This is a genomic window from Rhizobium sp. Root1212 (assembly GCF_001424985.1).
Classification (GTDB): domain Bacteria; phylum Pseudomonadota; class Alphaproteobacteria; order Rhizobiales; family Rhizobiaceae; genus Pararhizobium.
In genome coordinates, this window is record NZ_LMDA01000001.1 from 616180 (window position 1) to 630908 (window position 14729).

14 protein-coding genes are annotated in these 14729 nt (G+C 62.8%); 9 read left to right on the top strand and 5 right to left on the bottom strand.

The features are described from left to right. The first annotated feature begins 59 nt into the window (after window positions 1–59). Entirely contained in the window at window positions 60–956 is an 897-nt protein-coding gene (locus ASC86_RS02975; RefSeq protein WP_056315771.1) for a LysR family transcriptional regulator, read from the top strand. A gap of 9 nt (window positions 957–965) precedes the next feature. Here ASC86_RS02975 and ASC86_RS02980 read toward each other — a convergent pair whose 3' ends face one another. Next, complete coding sequence (locus tag ASC86_RS02980) at window positions 966–2240, bottom strand: DUF3422 family protein (protein WP_056315773.1); 1275 nt, start codon at window positions 2238–2240, stop codon at window positions 966–968. 164 nt (window positions 2241–2404) lie between these two features. Between ASC86_RS02980 and ASC86_RS02985 the strand changes: the two genes are divergently transcribed. From ASC86_RS02985 to ASC86_RS03010, 6 genes are all read left to right on the top strand, one after another. Then, on the top strand, window positions 2405–3211 hold the full coding sequence (locus ASC86_RS02985) for an FCD domain-containing protein (RefSeq protein WP_244477509.1): 807 nt from the start codon (window positions 2405–2407) through the stop codon (window positions 3209–3211). Window positions 3212–3457: 246 nt separating this feature from the next. Then, a complete protein-coding gene (locus ASC86_RS02990) occupies window positions 3458–3964 on the top strand; it encodes an NUDIX hydrolase (protein WP_056315780.1) in 507 nt (168 codons plus the stop codon). A gap of 185 nt (window positions 3965–4149) precedes the next feature. Further along, the gene (locus tag ASC86_RS02995) at window positions 4150–5655 is read left to right on the top strand and encodes an inorganic phosphate transporter (RefSeq protein ID WP_056315782.1); all 1506 of its coding nucleotides are present in this window, start codon (window positions 4150–4152) and stop codon (window positions 5653–5655) included. A gap of 9 nt (window positions 5656–5664) precedes the next feature. Continuing rightward, window positions 5665–6402 carry a 16S rRNA (uracil(1498)-N(3))-methyltransferase gene (locus ASC86_RS03000; protein WP_056315785.1) on the top strand — a complete coding sequence of 246 codons (738 nt, stop codon included), beginning with the start codon at window positions 5665–5667 and terminating at the stop codon, window positions 6400–6402. A 131-nt stretch (window positions 6403–6533) separates the two neighbouring features. After that, on the top strand, window positions 6534–7907 hold the full coding sequence (locus ASC86_RS03005; RefSeq protein ID WP_056315788.1) for a glutamate--cysteine ligase: 1374 nt from the start codon (window positions 6534–6536) through the stop codon (window positions 7905–7907). 94 nt (window positions 7908–8001) lie between these two features. After that, a complete protein-coding gene (locus ASC86_RS03010; protein WP_056315791.1) occupies window positions 8002–8808 on the top strand; it encodes a DUF937 domain-containing protein in 807 nt (268 codons plus the stop codon). A 317-nt stretch (window positions 8809–9125) separates the two neighbouring features. On the opposite strand, the gene ASC86_RS03015 is transcribed toward ASC86_RS03010, so the two are convergent. Beyond that, complete coding sequence (locus ASC86_RS03015) at window positions 9126–9434, bottom strand: DUF1127 domain-containing protein (RefSeq protein WP_056315794.1); 309 nt, start codon at window positions 9432–9434, stop codon at window positions 9126–9128. Window positions 9435–9670: 236 nt separating this feature from the next. Between ASC86_RS03015 and ASC86_RS03020 the strand changes: the two genes are divergently transcribed. Next, window positions 9671–10621: a LysR substrate-binding domain-containing protein gene (locus ASC86_RS03020; protein WP_056318171.1), complete on the top strand. Its 951-nt coding sequence runs from the start codon at window positions 9671–9673 to the stop codon at window positions 10619–10621. A gap of 253 nt (window positions 10622–10874) precedes the next feature. On the opposite strand, the gene ASC86_RS03025 is transcribed toward ASC86_RS03020, so the two are convergent. From ASC86_RS03025 to ASC86_RS03035, 3 genes are all read right to left on the bottom strand, one after another. Beyond that, window positions 10875–11750, bottom strand: coding sequence for a dienelactone hydrolase family protein (locus tag ASC86_RS03025; RefSeq protein WP_056315797.1), 876 nt, complete (start codon window positions 11748–11750; stop codon window positions 10875–10877). 140 nt (window positions 11751–11890) lie between these two features. Then, window positions 11891–12673, bottom strand: a complete 783-nt coding sequence (locus ASC86_RS03030) for a 3-hydroxybutyrate dehydrogenase (RefSeq protein ID WP_056315800.1) — start codon at window positions 12671–12673, stop codon at window positions 11891–11893. 117 nt (window positions 12674–12790) lie between these two features. After that, complete coding sequence (locus ASC86_RS03035) at window positions 12791–13210, bottom strand: MAPEG family protein (protein ID WP_056315803.1); 420 nt, start codon at window positions 13208–13210, stop codon at window positions 12791–12793. 259 nt (window positions 13211–13469) lie between these two features. Between ASC86_RS03035 and ASC86_RS03040 the strand changes: the two genes are divergently transcribed. Continuing rightward, window positions 13470–14723 carry a low temperature requirement protein A gene (locus ASC86_RS03040; protein ID WP_056315806.1) on the top strand — a complete coding sequence of 418 codons (1254 nt, stop codon included), beginning with the start codon at window positions 13470–13472 and terminating at the stop codon, window positions 14721–14723. Window positions 14724–14729: the final 6 nt, after the last annotated feature.

Sequence of the window (14729 nt, forward strand, 5' to 3'; positions counted from 1 at the left end):
AACTGCCGGGCAAATGCTATTCCCATCTTTTCCGTTTCCGAAATAATTGGCCGATACTGATGACAAACCTGGGCGATCTTGAAATCTTCACGCGCGTCGTGGCAACGGGCAGCATGTCGGCGGCGGGCCGGGCACTCGGCTATTCGCCAGCGGTGGTCTCCAAGCGCATCCGGCGGCTGGAGGATCGACTGGGCACGCGGCTTTTCCAGCGCACCACACGACAGATTTCATTGACGGAAGCCGGCCAAGGTTTTCACGACCGTATTCTCGGCGTGCTGGCGGGCATCGACGAGGCGGAGGCCTTTGCCACCGGGCGCTCGCAGCTGGCGCAGGGGCGGCTGAGGATCACCGCACCCACCTCCTTCGGCCGCCTGCATATCGCGCCTTACCTGCCACGCTTCATGGAGGCGCATCAGGGCCTCGTTCTCGATATCGTGCTGACCGACGAGTTCACCGATATCGTCGCCGACGGTTTCGATCTTGCCATCCGTATCGGCGAACTCGTCGATACCAGCCTTGTCGCCCGGCGGCTGGCGCCGGTGCGCCGCGTTCTCTGCGCCGCGCCGACCTATATCGAGCGTCACGGTCTGCCGGAAACCATTGCCGAGCTTGCCCACCACATCTGCCTGCCGGCGCATAATCACGAAAGCTGGCGGCTTGAAGGGCCGGATGGGCAGATCGCCTATCGCGCCGATGGACCGCTCATCACCAATTCCTCCGAGGTCATCCGCGAAGCGGTGATTTCGGGCGCCGGCATCGCGCTGCGCTCGACCTGGGATGTCGGGCCGGAGCTGAAAAGCGGCAAGCTGGTGCAGGTGCTGCCGCAATGGGAAGGCACCAAGCATCTCGCAGTTTCCGCCCTTTACCCCAGCCGCCAGTTCCTGCCGGCCAAGGTGCGGCTGTTCGTCGATTTCCTCGCGGAGCTTTACGGCCCGACACCCTATTGGGAGCGGTGAAGACGGGGTTTAGTGGCCGCCATCCTCTTCCGCGTGATGCTGGCGGATACGGCGGACGACGAACCACATGGCAACGATAGCGACGGGCACGAAGAGGCCGGTGAGCACGCTCGACTTCAAGGGCAGGCCCTCGCTTTCCAGCGCCTTGGCGAGATAGCCGAACAGGCCGACGACATAGTAGGAGATCGCTGCGACCGAGAGGCCTTCGACCGTCTGCTGCAGCCGCAACTGCAGCTTGGCGCGCTGATCCATCGAGTTGAGGATCACGGTATTCTGGCGCTCCAGCTCGATATCGACCCAGCTTCTGAGCAGCGCGGTCGCCCGCGCCAGCTTGCGCGAGAGGTTGGCCTGCCGCTCCTCGACCGACTGGCAGGTGCGCATGGCCGGCGCCAGACGCCGCTCCAGGAAGCTGCCGATGGTCTCGTAGCCGGGCACGCCGGTTTCGGCCAGCGTGCGGATACGCTCCTGGACGATGCCGTAATAGGCGCGGCTGGCGCCGAAGCGGTATAGGCTGAGGGCGGCGCTCGCTTCCAGTTCGGCGGCGAGCCGGGTGATTTCGGCGAGCAGCTTGTCGGCGTGTTCGCGGGCGTCGCTGCGCATCTGCTGGGTGATGGCGGTCAGGCCGTCCTCGATGCGGCGCAGGTCCGGCGACAGCGATTGCGCCATCGGCAGGCCGATCATCGCAAGGGTCCGGTAGGTCTCGATATCGAGCAGGCGCTGAACGAGCGCACCGGTGCCGGCTTCGGTCAGGCCCGCATCGAGAATGAGAATGCGCGTCAGGCCGTCGCCGTTCTGGCGGAAGTCGGTGACGACGGTCGCCTGCCCGCCCTTGACGTCACCGTAGCAGAGGCTGGTCGGGTCGAAGGCGAGCAGCGCCTTGCGGACATCGGGCGTATCGGGGCGGATTTCCAGGCGGATGCCGGAGATCAGCGTTCCCGGCGGCAGGAAGCCGTCGCCGAAGGGGTGCATCGTCACCGGATCGTCGAAATTCTCGGGCGCCGGACAATCCCAGAAATAGGTCGAGAATTCGGTGTGGCGCTCCCAGCGCAGCGTGCCCTGCCCCCAGGGCATGGCGTGGTGACTGGCCTCGCGGCCGGGCGGCGCCACGCCGCGACCCCGCGACAGCTCGCACAAAACAGCATGATCGACGCTCGCGCCGCCATCCGTCATGAAGGCAAGCTGAAAGATGACGCGCGGCGCGCTGACCAGCGCATAAGGCCGCGCGTGAATTTCTCCCAGAGCCTGCGCCCGGACGGGCGACCCCGGAAAGGCAAAATTTCCCATGAAGCGTGTCCCCTTCGCGCTCACATCAGCAGACTCTTTAGCAACCGTTGATCAAAAAGGAAAAGGACAGTTTGCCGCATGCCGCATCTTTCGCATGATCAAAGTGGACAAAGAATTTGACCACTTTTAGCCGCATGGCTAGATTCTTTGCCAAGGAGCAGCCCGTGACAAACGTCCCCATCGATACTTATTCCCGCATCGCGCAGAGCCGCACGGCCGACGAGATCGTCAACCAGATCGAACAGCTGATCCTCGAAGGGGTGCTGCGCGACGGGGAACGGCTGCCGAGCGAACGCGATCTTTCGGGCCGGCTCGAGGTTTCGCGGCCGATCCTGCGCGAGGCGCTGAAGGAGCTGGAGGCGCGCGGCCTGCTCGTCAGCCACCATGGCGGCGGCACGTTCGTCGGCGATGTCATCGGGCAGATCTTTTCCGAGCCGGTCATCGCCCTCATCGCCCGCCACCAGAAGGCGACGTTGGATTATCTCGAATTCCGCCGCGAACTCGAAGGCATGACCGCGGCGCTCGCCGCTCGCCGCGCCACCCGCTTCGACCGGGAAATGCTGACCGGCATCATGGAGGCGATGCGCGCCGCCCATCGCGAGGGCTCGGCCGAGGGCGAAATGAAGGCCGATATCGAGCTGCACAACGCCATCGGCGAAAGCGCCCACAACATCGTCCTCCTGCACACGCTGCGCTCCTGCTACCGGCTCCTGAGCGAGGGCATCTTCTTCAATCGCGCCGTGCTTTTCGATGCGCCGGGGGCCTCCGAGCGGCTGCTTGCCCAGCACGAGGCGATCTATGCCGCGATCATGGCCGGAGATGCGGATGCGGCGCGCGAGGCGGCGCATGCCCATATCGATTTCATCGTCACCGCCACCCTGGACGCCGAGCGCAGCGGCGAATGGAGCCGCATTTCCAGCCTGCGCCTCAAGGCCCGTGAAAAGGCCGAAGGCCCGACGCGGGCCGGTTGAATTGCCCCCATCGCGCGCCCGCGACAACAATGTCGTTTCAGCGTCTTCGAATATCGCTTTCGGGCGAGACGCCGGGCCGGAAATCCTTTATGGGCATGTTTCCCATCTTCCGGCCCTTCATCGGAAGTCTTTCAGCACTATATTTGAATCACGAATTCTGCGCGTTTACAGCCCTCGCAAACAGGGCATACTGCGCAGTTACCGACGATTCTCTCCCACGAAAGATCCGGAAAGGACGCCCTGACATTGAGCTTTTTCGACCGCATCACCAACGAGGTACGCCTGATGTTTCGCCGTCCCGAGCGAATGCAGTGTGCTGCGCTGTGTTACCGGTTCAAGAAGAAGACGCTGCAGCCGGAAATGCTGGTCATCACCAGCCGCGATACCGGCCGCTGGATCATCCCCAAGGGCTGGCCGATGGACGGCAAGAAATCCCATGAGGTCGCGGCCCGCGAGGCCTGGGAGGAAGCCGGCGTCAAGGGCGATGCCAACCCCGACAGCATCGGCGACTACACCTACCAGAAGGGCCTCGAACACGGCATGAGCGTGCGCTGCCGGGCGCAGGTCTATTCCGTCGCGGTGTTCGACATGGCTAAGCGCTACCCGGAAAAGGGCAGCAGGAAGCTGGAATGGGTGAGCTTCACAGAAGCGGCAAACCGCGTCGCGGAACCGGAGCTGAAGGAGCTGATCCTACGCTACGAGCAACAGCTTCTGGAGACGATCCGCCCGGACCAAAAGTCTGCAGCTGGCTAAATAATATCGCACCTGCGGCATCCTTTGTTGCGCGATCGGCAAAAACCCTCCGCCGGGCGTTTGCACAGCCTTGCATTTCATAAAGAATCATTCAAAAGCGGCTAATATCGGCCGGGGGCGAACCTAACCGGGTTCACCCCTTGCAAGACATTTGCCCGTCTTGCGGCCCGAATGGAGGAGCGTCTGTGGCAAAATCACCGCCCAGCCTTGAAAAGCCGACGCTCGACAAGGATCTGGACAAGGTCACCTTTACCGAGGAAGCGTCGCATTACGTGCTGAAGCCCTGGGCCGGCCTCGGGCTCGGGCTCATCTTCCTTTTGACCAGCGGCATGTTCGCGGCGCTCTATGTTCTCGACCAGCCCGGCTTCCTGATCATTGTCTTCGCAGCCGTCGTCGCCGGCTACATGGCGATGAACATCGGCGCAAACGATGTCACCAACAATGTCGGGGCAGCCGTCGGCGCACGCGCGATCAGCATGCCGGTGGCACTGACGATCGCCGCCGTCTTCGAAATCATCGGCGCGCTGTTTGCCGGCGGAACGGTGGTGCAGACGATCGAATCCAGCATCGTCTCGGCGGCCTACATGCCGACAGGCATGGCCTTCGTCTGGGTGATGATGGCCGCCCTGCTCTCCTCGGCGATCTGGATCAATATCGCCACATGGTCGGGCGCACCGATCTCGACGACGCATTCGATCATCGGCGGCATTCTCGGGGCCGGCATCGCTGCGGCCGGGCTTTCGGCGGTGCATTGGCTGAGCCTCTTCGGCATCACGCTGAGCTGGATGCTCTCGCCGGTGCTCGGCGGCGGCGTGGCAGCGCTGCTGCTCGCCTTCATCAAGACCTTCATCATCTACCGCGAAGACAAGATTGAGGCGGCGATCTTCTGGACGCCGATCCTTGTCGCGGCGATGACCGGCATCTTCACCAGCTATTTCGTGCTGATTGCCCTCGACCGGGTGATGGAAATCCAGACAGCCAGAGGGCTCGGAACGGGTCTTGTCGTCGGAATCTTCACCCTCATCGTCATGCGGCCGGTGATCCGGCGTCAGGCCGTCGGTCTCGACAACCGCAATCAGTCGCTGCGCAAGCTTTTCGGGATACCGCTGATCCTGTCGGCGGCGCTGTTGTCCTTCGCCCATGGCGCAAACGACGTTTCGAATGCGGTCGGCCCGCTTTCCGGCATCGTCACGCAGTTGAAGACCGCAGCAGTCGGCCCTTACTCGGCCATCCCGTTCTGGGTGATGCTGATCGGGGCGCTCGGCATTTCCTGCGGACTGCTGCTGTTCGGACCGCGGCTCATTCGCGTCGTTGGCCATGAGATCACCCGCCTCAATCCGATGCGGGCCTTTTGCGTGGCGCTCTCGACTGCGATAACCGTCATCCTGGCCTCCACCTTCGGCCTGCCCGTCTCGACCACCCATATCGCCGTCGGCGCCGTCTTCGGCATCGGCTTTTTCCGCGAATGGTACACCCGCAATTCGAAGCGGCGGCTGGAATATGTGCGCCAGAAAACCGGCCACGACAATTTCGAACTCCGCGCCCAGCAAAACCCCGACGAGCAGCATCGCCGCCGGCTGGTGCGCCGCTCGCATATCCTGACGATCGTCGGTGCATGGGTGATCACGGTGCCGATTTCAGCATTGCTTTCGGCGGCGGTCTACGGTCTCTTCTATCTGCTTTTCATGTAAGGGGCTTTCATGCGGGCCAATTTCCGGATGCAGCGGCTGTTCATCGACGCGCCGCTTTCAAAGGGCGCTGTCTACGAGGCGACCAAGGAACAGTATAACTATCTCGTCAACGTGCTGCGGTTCGAGGAAGGGCATGCCGTGCTGGCCTTTAACGGCCGCGACGGCGAGTGGCAGGCGGAGCTTTCCTTTCCTACCCGCAAGCGGCTGATCCTCACCGCCACCGAGCAGGCCCGTCCGCAGCCGGCCCCTTGCGACCTGCACTATCTCTTCGCACCGCTGAAGGTCGGCCGGCTGGATTATCTCGTGCAGAAGGCCGTCGAGATGGGCGCGGGCCTGCTGCAGCCGGTCATGACCCAGCATGTGCAAGGCAAGCTCGGCAGCCTGGACCGCGTGCGCGCCAATGTGATCGAAGCGGCCGAACAATGCGGCGTGCTCGGCATTCCCGATGTCGCCGAGCCGCGCAGGCTTGCCGATCTTCTCGAGAGCTGGCCGAAGGACCGCCGCATCATCTTCTGCGACGAGGGCGACGAGGGACAGAACCCGCTGCCGATCCTGTCGCGCATCGAAGAGACGAAACATGCGCTGCTGATCGGTCCGGAAGGCGGCTTTTCCGATGAGGAACGCCGTCTTTTGCGCAGCCTCGATTTCGTCACCGCCATTCCGCTCGGGCCGCGCATTCTCAGGGCCGATACCGCAGCGGTTGCCGCCATGGCCGTCATCCAGGCGGCGATCGGCGACTGGAGATGATATCCCGCCGCTGCCGTTCCATGCTGTTGATTTTTTGAACGCAGCTTGAAAGAATTTCACTTGCGCGGGGGCGCGATCCGGTTCAAGCAGCCGGGGCCTTCCGCCTTACCGCACCCATAGAAGAGATGCCCATGGCTCGCGACACCACCGATCAGACACCGATTGCCTCGATCGAAGACCTGACCGAATACCTGGCCGAGGGATCGAAACCGAAGGAACGGTTCCGGATCGGCACCGAGCACGAGAAATTCGCCTTCTTCAAGGCCGACAACAGCCCCGTGCCCTATGACGGCGAGGCCAGCATCTCCGCACTTTTGAACGGCATGGCCGCAAAGAGCGGCTGGGAACCGATCATCGATGCCGGCAAGATCATCGGTCTTGGCGAGCAATCCGGCCGCGGCGCGATCTCGCTGGAACCGGGCGGCCAGTTCGAGCTTTCCGGCGCGCCGCTCGAAACCCTGCATGAGACCTGCAAGGAATCGAACCATCACCTCGCGGTGCTGCGCGAAATCGCCGAGCCGCTGGGCATCCGCTTCCTCGGCATGGGCGGCAGCCCGAAATGGACGCTGGCTGAAACGCCACGCATGCCGAAATCCCGCTACGACATCATGAGCCGCTATATGCCGAAGGTCGGCACGCAGGGTCTCGACATGATGTACCGCACCTGCACTATCCAGGTGAACCTCGATTTCTCCTCGGAAGAGGACATGCGCCGCAAGATGCTGGTTTCGCTGAAGCTGCAGCCGCTCTCGACGGCGCTCTTCGCCAGCTCGCCCTTCACCGACGGCAAGCCGAACGGCCTCGTTTCCTGGCGCGGCGAGATCTGGCGCGACACCGACAACCAGCGCGCAGGCGTGCTTCCCGCCGCCTTCAAGCCGGATTTCGGTTTTGCCGACTATGTGGAATGGGCGCTCGACGTGCCGATGTATTTCGTCGTGCGTGACGGCCGTTACCATGATTGCACCCATATCACCTTCCGCCAGGCCCTTGGCGGGGCGCTGAAGGGCGAGATCGCCGACTGGCAGCCGAACATGGGCGACTGGACGAACCATCTCTCCACCCTCTTCCCGGACGTTCGCCTCAAGCGCTTCCTGGAAATGCGCGGTGCCGATGGCGGCCCGTGGCGTCGTATCTGCGCGCTGCCGGCCTTCTGGGTCGGCCTGCTCTATGACGATCAGGCGCTTGCTGCCGCCGAAGAACTGACGCGCGACTGGACCTATGCCGATACGATCGCCATGCGCGATGCCGTGCCGGCCGAGGGGCTGAAGGCGACGCTCGACGGCATCTCGCTCTACGATATCGCCCGCGAAGTCATCGCGATTTCCCGCATGGGCCTGAAGAACCGCAACCGCCTCAATGGCGACGGTATCGATGAGAGCGTGTTCCTGGCGCCGCTCGACGAAGTGCTCGCCAAGAAGGCGACGCTCGCCGAGGACATGCTGGCGCTCTACAACGGACGCTGGAATGGCTCGGTCGAGCCGGTCTTTGCCGACTACCAATATTGAAGGACTGCAGAAAGCGGTTTTCTGCGGAGGTTTTCCCGTTATAGTGCAACAACATGGGTTACGGCCCATTGTTGCCGGAGGAGAGGGTCCGTAGATGCTTCCGCTTTTTGATATGATGCTGCAGGCCGAAAACGGCCACGCAATGGAGGTCATGGCCCGGCAGTTCGGCCTGGCCCAGGAACAGATGGCCAAGGCGACGGCAGCGTTAATGCCGGCCTTTTCCACCGCGCTGAAGCGCAATGCCGCCAATCCTTATGATTTCGGCGCCTTCCTCACGGCGATGGGAAGCGGCAACCACCTGCAATATTTCGAGGATATGTCGAAGGCCTTCACCGACAAGGGGCTCGCCGACGGCAACGGCATTCTCGGCCAGTTGTTCGGCTCGAAGGAAATGTCGCGGGCGATTGCCGCACAGGCGGCGCAGATGACCGGCATCGGCCAGGAGGTCTACAAGCAGATGCTGCCGGTCATGGCGACGGCGCTGATGGGCGGGCTTTTCAAGCAGGCGACGGATCAGATGACCGGCCAGATGACAGGCGCCAACAATCCCTTCGCGCCGATGATGCAATCCTGGCTCGAAGCCTCCGGCTTCGCCCGCAAGCCTGAACCGGCGCCGAACCCCTTCGACAACCCGTTCACCCAGGCGATGCAGGCCTTCCTGCAACCGAAATCGGTGGCGAAGAAGCCGGAACCGGCAGACCTTTTTGCCAATAACCCGTTCATGAAGGCGTTTCAGGACATGATGACGCCGGCCGAGAAGGAAAAGCCGCCAGAAAAAGGCCCGCTTGCGCCGTTCACCGACATGATCAGCACGATGTTCGACAGCGGCATCGAGGCGCAGAAGGAATATCAGAAGACCATCGACGCGCTGTTCGACAGTGCGCGTGGCAAGAGCGAATAATCACGCGGCCGATTTTACGGCTTTTGCCCCTCTCTTTCGTCATCCTCGGCCTTGTGCCGAGGATCTTCCAGCTTCTCCGAGAAAATCGAGGGACCAGCAGATGCTTGGCACAAGGCCGAGCATGACGGAAGAAAGGAGGCTGGTGCAACACACTTTCCTCCCCATAACAGAAAAAGCCCGGCGCCGACCTTGGGGATCGAACGCCGGGCAAGCGGCAGGGTCTATTGGCTCTACCCTGCGGGGAAGGATGACGCGCGGAGGCGGCCGCGCGCCTGCCATGCCAACCCGCGGGACATGCGGGAGGCATGACGAATGGTTCATGCTTCGGACTGCGCCTTGTCGAGCGCTTCCCGGTAATAGCCGCGCGTGCGAGCGCGGGCGGCCTTCGTCAGGTAGGCACCGGTATCCTCAAGCAGGGTCGAGGTGATGGCGCTGCGGACATCCTCGCGGCAGAGGCCGAGATCCAGAAGCCGGCGATCGTCGAGTTCATCCAGGCGCATCAGCGCATTGCGGTTTCGCAAGGCGCGCCAGACCATTGCCACCAGCACAACCAGTCCGTTGCGGCGAGAGGCAGTGGCCGCCTTCCCTGCAAGGTCGGGGCCGAGGGCGTAATCGGTCGCGCGCATAACGAAACTCCTTTTTCTGGCACGAATTTTCCGGGTGCAGGCGCAATTCACCGACCACAGGGGACCCGTCCGCCGGGGAGGTCGGCAGGGGACGGGTCGAACCGAGGTTTTGTCCGGAGTGCGGGCCGGAGCGGCGATTTGCGCTGTTTGCATCGCCAAGCTCGCAAATCCTTATTGATCAGTCCAACGAATGTTTCTAATGGTATCTATCAAACAATCTTATGGGTATTCCGGCCATGTCCGCACCGCTCGATATCGATCAGTTGCAAACTTTCGTTGCCATCGCCGATACCGGCAGCTTCACCAAGGCGGCCGAGCGGGTTTTCAAGACGCAATCGGCGGTTTCCATGCAGATGCGCCGGCTCGAAGAGCGCATCGGCAAGCAGCTTTTCGCCAAGGACGGCCGCGGCAACCGGCTGACGACCGAGGGCGACCGGCTGCTCAATTTCGCCCGCCGGATGATCCGCCTCAACAACGAGGCGATCGCCTCCTTCGACGACAACCGGCTGGAGGGCATGCTGAGGATCGGCACGCCGGACGACTATGCCGACCGCTACATGCCGGAAATCATCATGCGCTTTGCCAAGACGCATCCGAATGTGGAGCTCTACATCGTCTGCGAGCCCTCGGTGGACCTTGCCGAGAAGATGGCCAAGGGCGATCTCGATATCGCGCTGGTGACCCATAATCCGCGCGCCCGCGCCTCCGATGTCGTGCGCACCGAGCCGCTGTGCTGGGTCAGCTCGATCAACCATCCGCTGCCGGAAAACGCGCCGGTGCCGCTTGCGGTCGGAAAGCGCGATTGCCTGTGGCGACAGGCGGCCTGCGCGGCGCTCGATGCGACCGGCAAGGAATACCAAATCCTGTTCACCAGTTGGTCTTCCACCGTGGTCGCCTCGGCGGTGCTGGCGGGCATGGCGGTTTCGGTGCTGCCGGAATCGGCGCTGCGCACCGGCATGAAGGTGCTGACGCAGGCCGACGGCTTCCCGGCGCTGGCGCCGGTGCAGATCGGCATCATGAAGCGGCCGGGCCTGTCGCCCTCGCTCTCCAATGCCATCACCAACCACATCACCGCTTGCCTCGACAACATCACCCCCGTTGCCGCAGCCGACGATATCGATGGCGATGTGAAGAATTTCCCGCGCTATCCGCGCCTGCGGCAGAGCCATATGCTGCCCGGCTGGTAAGCCTCGATCCGGCGACGATAAAAAGGCTGCATCTTCCTGAAGAGGATGCAGCCTTTTTGCAATGTGGCTTGGACTATGAATATTGGCCGTGAGGCCCAAAGGATATCGTCAAAATTCCGTCCTTGTGGCGGGCGGTGGGCCATAAATAGCCGAGGCCGGTAACAAACCGAAGATAGGGCATGTGACCATTTTTGGGGCAGAGGGCGAATTTCGCTCACATATAGTTAAGATTCGCTACCTTTCACCCTTCAGATCAGCCCAGTTTCGTCTTCAGGAACGCCACCGTCCGGCCCCAGGCGAGGTCTGCGGCGGCCTTGTCGTAGCGGGCGGACGAGGTATCGTTGTTGAAGGCGTGGTTGACGCCGTCATAGACGAAAATCTCGAAATCCTTGCCATTGTCGGTCAATGCCTTGCGATAGGCATCGATGCCGGCATTGATGCGCTCGTCGAGGCCGGCATAGTGCAACAGCAGTGCGGCCTTGATCTTCGGCACGTCCTCGGCCGGCGGCTGGGCGCCGTAATAGGCGACGCCTGCCTTGAGATCGGGCGCATTCACCGCCAGCCGGTTGACGAGCCCGCCGCCCCAGCAGAAACCGATCGCACCGACATTGCCGTTCGTCACGTCACTGCCTTCGAGATAGGCCACCGTCGCAACGCCGTTTTGCGCGGTCGCTGCGGCATCGAGCGCGCCGATCATCTCGCGGGCCTTGTCTTCGTTTTCGGGCGTGCCGCCGGCCGGTGACAGGAAATCCGGGGCGAGTGCGATAAAACCTTCGAGCGCCATGCGCCGCGCGACATCGCGAATATGCGGGTTGAGGCCACGGTTTTCATGGATGACGATGACGGCCGGCAGTTTGCCGGACGCCTTGGCCGGCTGCACCAGATAGCCCTTCATCTCACCGCCCGCGCCGGGATAGGTGATATCCTCGCCCTTGATGCGCGCGTCGTCGCCGGCGACCATTTCCGCCTTGGCGCTGTTTGCCGCGAGCATCGGCGCGATTGCGGCTGCGGCCGCAGCGGAGCCTGCAAGCCCCGTGAGCTTTTCCATGAAGCGGCGGCGATCGAGCGTCAGGTGGGTATATTCGTCATAGGCGTTGATCATCGCCTGGGTAATGAGCGGTTTATCCATGCCAACATCCTCCTCTTGTAGCGGGTTCCCATGGCGCTAAAGAGTAGATCATGCTGATGACCGGACCAGAGGCGGGAGAGCCCGGAGGCCATCCCACATCACAAAATTGCGTGAAGAGAGCGTGATCGCGCCCTGCTATTTTACTGCATGTACCAGCCGTGGCTGACGACCAGCGATTGGCCGGTGAGCGCATTGGTTTCGAAACCGGCAAACAGCAGCGCCACTTCGGCAACATCCTCAAGCGTGGTGAACTGCGTATCGACCGTGCCGGAGAGCATCATCTTCTTGACGACCTCCTCTTCGGAAATGCCGAGCGCCTTGGATTGCTCGGGGATCTGCTTTTCGACCAGCGGCGTGCGCACGAAGCCAGGGCAGATCACATTCGAGCGGATGCCGTGCGGTCCGCCTTCCTTGGCAACGACGCGGGCAAGGCCTAGCAGGCCATGCTTGGCGGTGACATAGGCCGATTTCAAAGGCGAGGCCTCATGCGAGTGCACCGAACCCATATAGATGATCGCGCCGCCGCCCTGCGCCTTCATGTGGGGAACGCAGGCCTTTGTGGTGAGGAAGGCGCCGTCGAGATGGATCGACAGCATCTTCTTCCAATCGGTGAAGGGAAAGTCCTCGATCTTGTGGACGATCTGGATACCGGCGTTGGAGACCAGCACATCCACCCTGCCCCATCTGGCGACAACGGCGGCAACGCCGGCATTGACGGCCTCCTCGCTGGTCACGTCCATGGCGATGCCGATGGCTTCGCCAGGACCGGCAGCGGTGAGGTCTGCCGCGGTCTTTTCGGCCGCATCCTGCTGCAGGTCGGCGATGACCACCTTGGCGCCCTCGCCGACATAACGCGTCGCGATCGCCCGGCCGATGCCGCTTGCCGAACCGGTGACGAGGCAGACCTTGTCCTTCAATTTCATGATGTCACTCCCTGTTGTGACGGGCCTCGCCTCGACGTGAAGCGATGCCCTTCATTCCTGTCCCAATGTGATGGTTTCGGCCGGCTTTCCGCAAGGTCGAAAATCGCGGCGGGCCGATCACGGAAAGGCGATATGCACCGCAAACAGCACCCAGAGCACGACGACGCAGGCAAAGCCGAACATGAACAGCCGGCGCCGGACCATGAGCCTGTTGGAGGTGACGTGGACGTAGGCGTGGGCGCAGCGGCTGGCGACGAACAGCCAGGCGACGGCCAGCGCCAGCCAGGTGGCGCCGGCGGTGATATTGAAGAGAATGCAGACGATGTAGAACAGCATCGGCAGCTCGAACTGGTTGATCAGGTTTCGCGCGGCCGTGGCGCTCGGGGCGGGCTCGACGGTTGGGATGCGATAGTCCTGCGGCTTGGCGGTGCCTGCCCTGACGGCCCCGATACGCCGGCGCGACATCAGGAAATAGATGGAAAAGATCAGCGCCGTCTGCGCGATCATCGGCCAGAAAATGGCGGTATTGGCGTTCATGCGGGCTCCCGTGGAGAATCATCGGCCTATATAGCGCGCCGGATGGCGATTCGAGAGGTGTACTTCTCCCTCCTCTCCCGCGAAGCGATCAGCGGAAGGTGCGGCTAACTCCGAATATGCCGACAGGGCCCCTCATCCGCCCTTCGGCACCTTCTCCCCGCTGGGGAGAAGGGGGAACCGCCCTCCGGACAATCGGGGCCGGCTTGACTCTTGGTCGAGCGCCCGAAATTCTGGCCTGCCAAAGCTCGAGAGACCTGCCATGCCCGATCACGCCCCTGCCCTCCCAACCCACCGCGCCGAGCGCATGAGCGGTCGCAATCCGCATGAAAGCCACCGGGTCGCCACGCCGCTCGAACTGCTGTTCGATCTCACCTTCGTCATCGCCTTCGGCATTGCCGCCTCGCACCTCGCTCATGCCGTGGCCGAAGGGCATCTCGGCGCGGGCCTCATGGGCTTTGCCTTCGCAATGTTTGCGGTCTGCTGGGCCTGGATCAATTTCTCCTGGTTCGCCTCGGCCTTCGATACCGACGACTGGCTCTACCGGCTGACGACCATGGTGCAGATGGCGGGCGTGCTCGTTCTGTCGCTCGGCCTGCCGCAGATGTTCAAGTCGATCGAGGAAGGCGTCCATGTCGATAACGGCGTGATGGTGCTGGGCTACGTCATCATGCGCGTGGCGATGGTCTTTCAGTGGGCGCGCGCGGCGCGGCAGAACCCGGACCGGCGGGCCGCCTGCATGACCTATATAACGGCCGTCCTGATCGCGCAGATCGGCTGGGTCGCGGTGATCTTCATCGACATGCCGCTGCTGCCGACCTTCCTCTGCGTCGTCGCCCTGACGCTGGTGGAAATGGCAGGTCCCTATATCGCCGAGCAGCGTTATGGCGGCACGCCCTGGCACGCCCATCATATCGCGGAGCGCTACAGCCTGCTGGCCATCATCGCGCTCGGCGAAGGCGTCGTCGGCACCGTCGCCTCGATTTCAGCAATCGTCGACGAGCAGGGCTGGAGTTTTGAGGCCGTTACCATCGCGCTTGCCGGCACGGCACTGACCTTTGCCATGTGGTGGCTCTATTTCGTCATTCCCTCGGCGCAGGTGTTGCATGCCCAGCGCAAGAGGTCCTTCGTCTGGGGCTACGGCCACATCTTCGTCTTCGCGGCGATCGCGGCGACCGGGGCGGGCCTGCATGTCGCAGCCTATTTCATCGAGCACAAGGCGCATGTCGGCGAAGCCGCGGCCGTTGCGGCGGTGGCCGTCCCGGTCGGCTTCTACATCGCGATGATCTTTGCGCTCTACATCTACCTGCTCGGCACGATCGAGCGGCTCTACATCAACCTGCTTGCCGCTGCCGTCTTCATCCTGGTGCTATCCGTATCCGCAGCCGCCGCCGGCTTCGACGTGGCGCTGTGCCTGCTGATCATCGTTGCGGCCCCGGCGGTTCTCGTCGTCGGCTATGAGTTGAAGGGCCATGCCTATGGCAGCCGCGCCCTGGAACGGCGTCTCGCCTCCTGAACAGCA

Excerpts from the sequence above, each read along its gene's own strand:
- ASC86_RS03030 (WP_056315800.1), bottom strand. The coding sequence starts at position 12,673 with ATGAAATTGAAGGACAAGGTCTGCCTCGTCACCGGTTCGGCAAGCGGC.
- ASC86_RS03035 (WP_056315803.1), bottom strand. The coding sequence starts at position 13,210 with ATGAACGCCAATACCGCCATTTTCTGGCCGATGATCGCGCAGACGGCG.
- ASC86_RS02980 (WP_056315773.1), bottom strand. The coding sequence starts at position 2,240 with ATGGGAAATTTTGCCTTTCCGGGGTCGCCCGTCCGGGCGCAGGCTCTG.
- ASC86_RS03025 (WP_056315797.1), bottom strand. The coding sequence starts at position 11,750 with ATGGATAAACCGCTCATTACCCAGGCGATGATCAACGCCTATGACGAA.
- ASC86_RS03000 (WP_056315785.1), top strand. The coding sequence starts at position 5,665 with ATGCGGGCCAATTTCCGGATGCAGCGGCTGTTCATCGACGCGCCGCTT.
- ASC86_RS03005 (WP_056315788.1), top strand. The coding sequence starts at position 6,534 with ATGGCTCGCGACACCACCGATCAGACACCGATTGCCTCGATCGAAGAC.
- ASC86_RS03010 (WP_056315791.1), top strand. The coding sequence starts at position 8,002 with ATGCTTCCGCTTTTTGATATGATGCTGCAGGCCGAAAACGGCCACGCA.
- ASC86_RS03015 (WP_056315794.1), bottom strand. The coding sequence starts at position 9,434 with ATGCGCGCGACCGATTACGCCCTCGGCCCCGACCTTGCAGGGAAGGCG.
- ASC86_RS03020 (WP_056318171.1), top strand. The coding sequence starts at position 9,671 with ATGTCCGCACCGCTCGATATCGATCAGTTGCAAACTTTCGTTGCCATC.
- ASC86_RS03040 (WP_056315806.1), top strand. The coding sequence starts at position 13,470 with ATGCCCGATCACGCCCCTGCCCTCCCAACCCACCGCGCCGAGCGCATG.
- ASC86_RS02975 (WP_056315771.1), top strand. The coding sequence starts at position 60 with ATGACAAACCTGGGCGATCTTGAAATCTTCACGCGCGTCGTGGCAACG.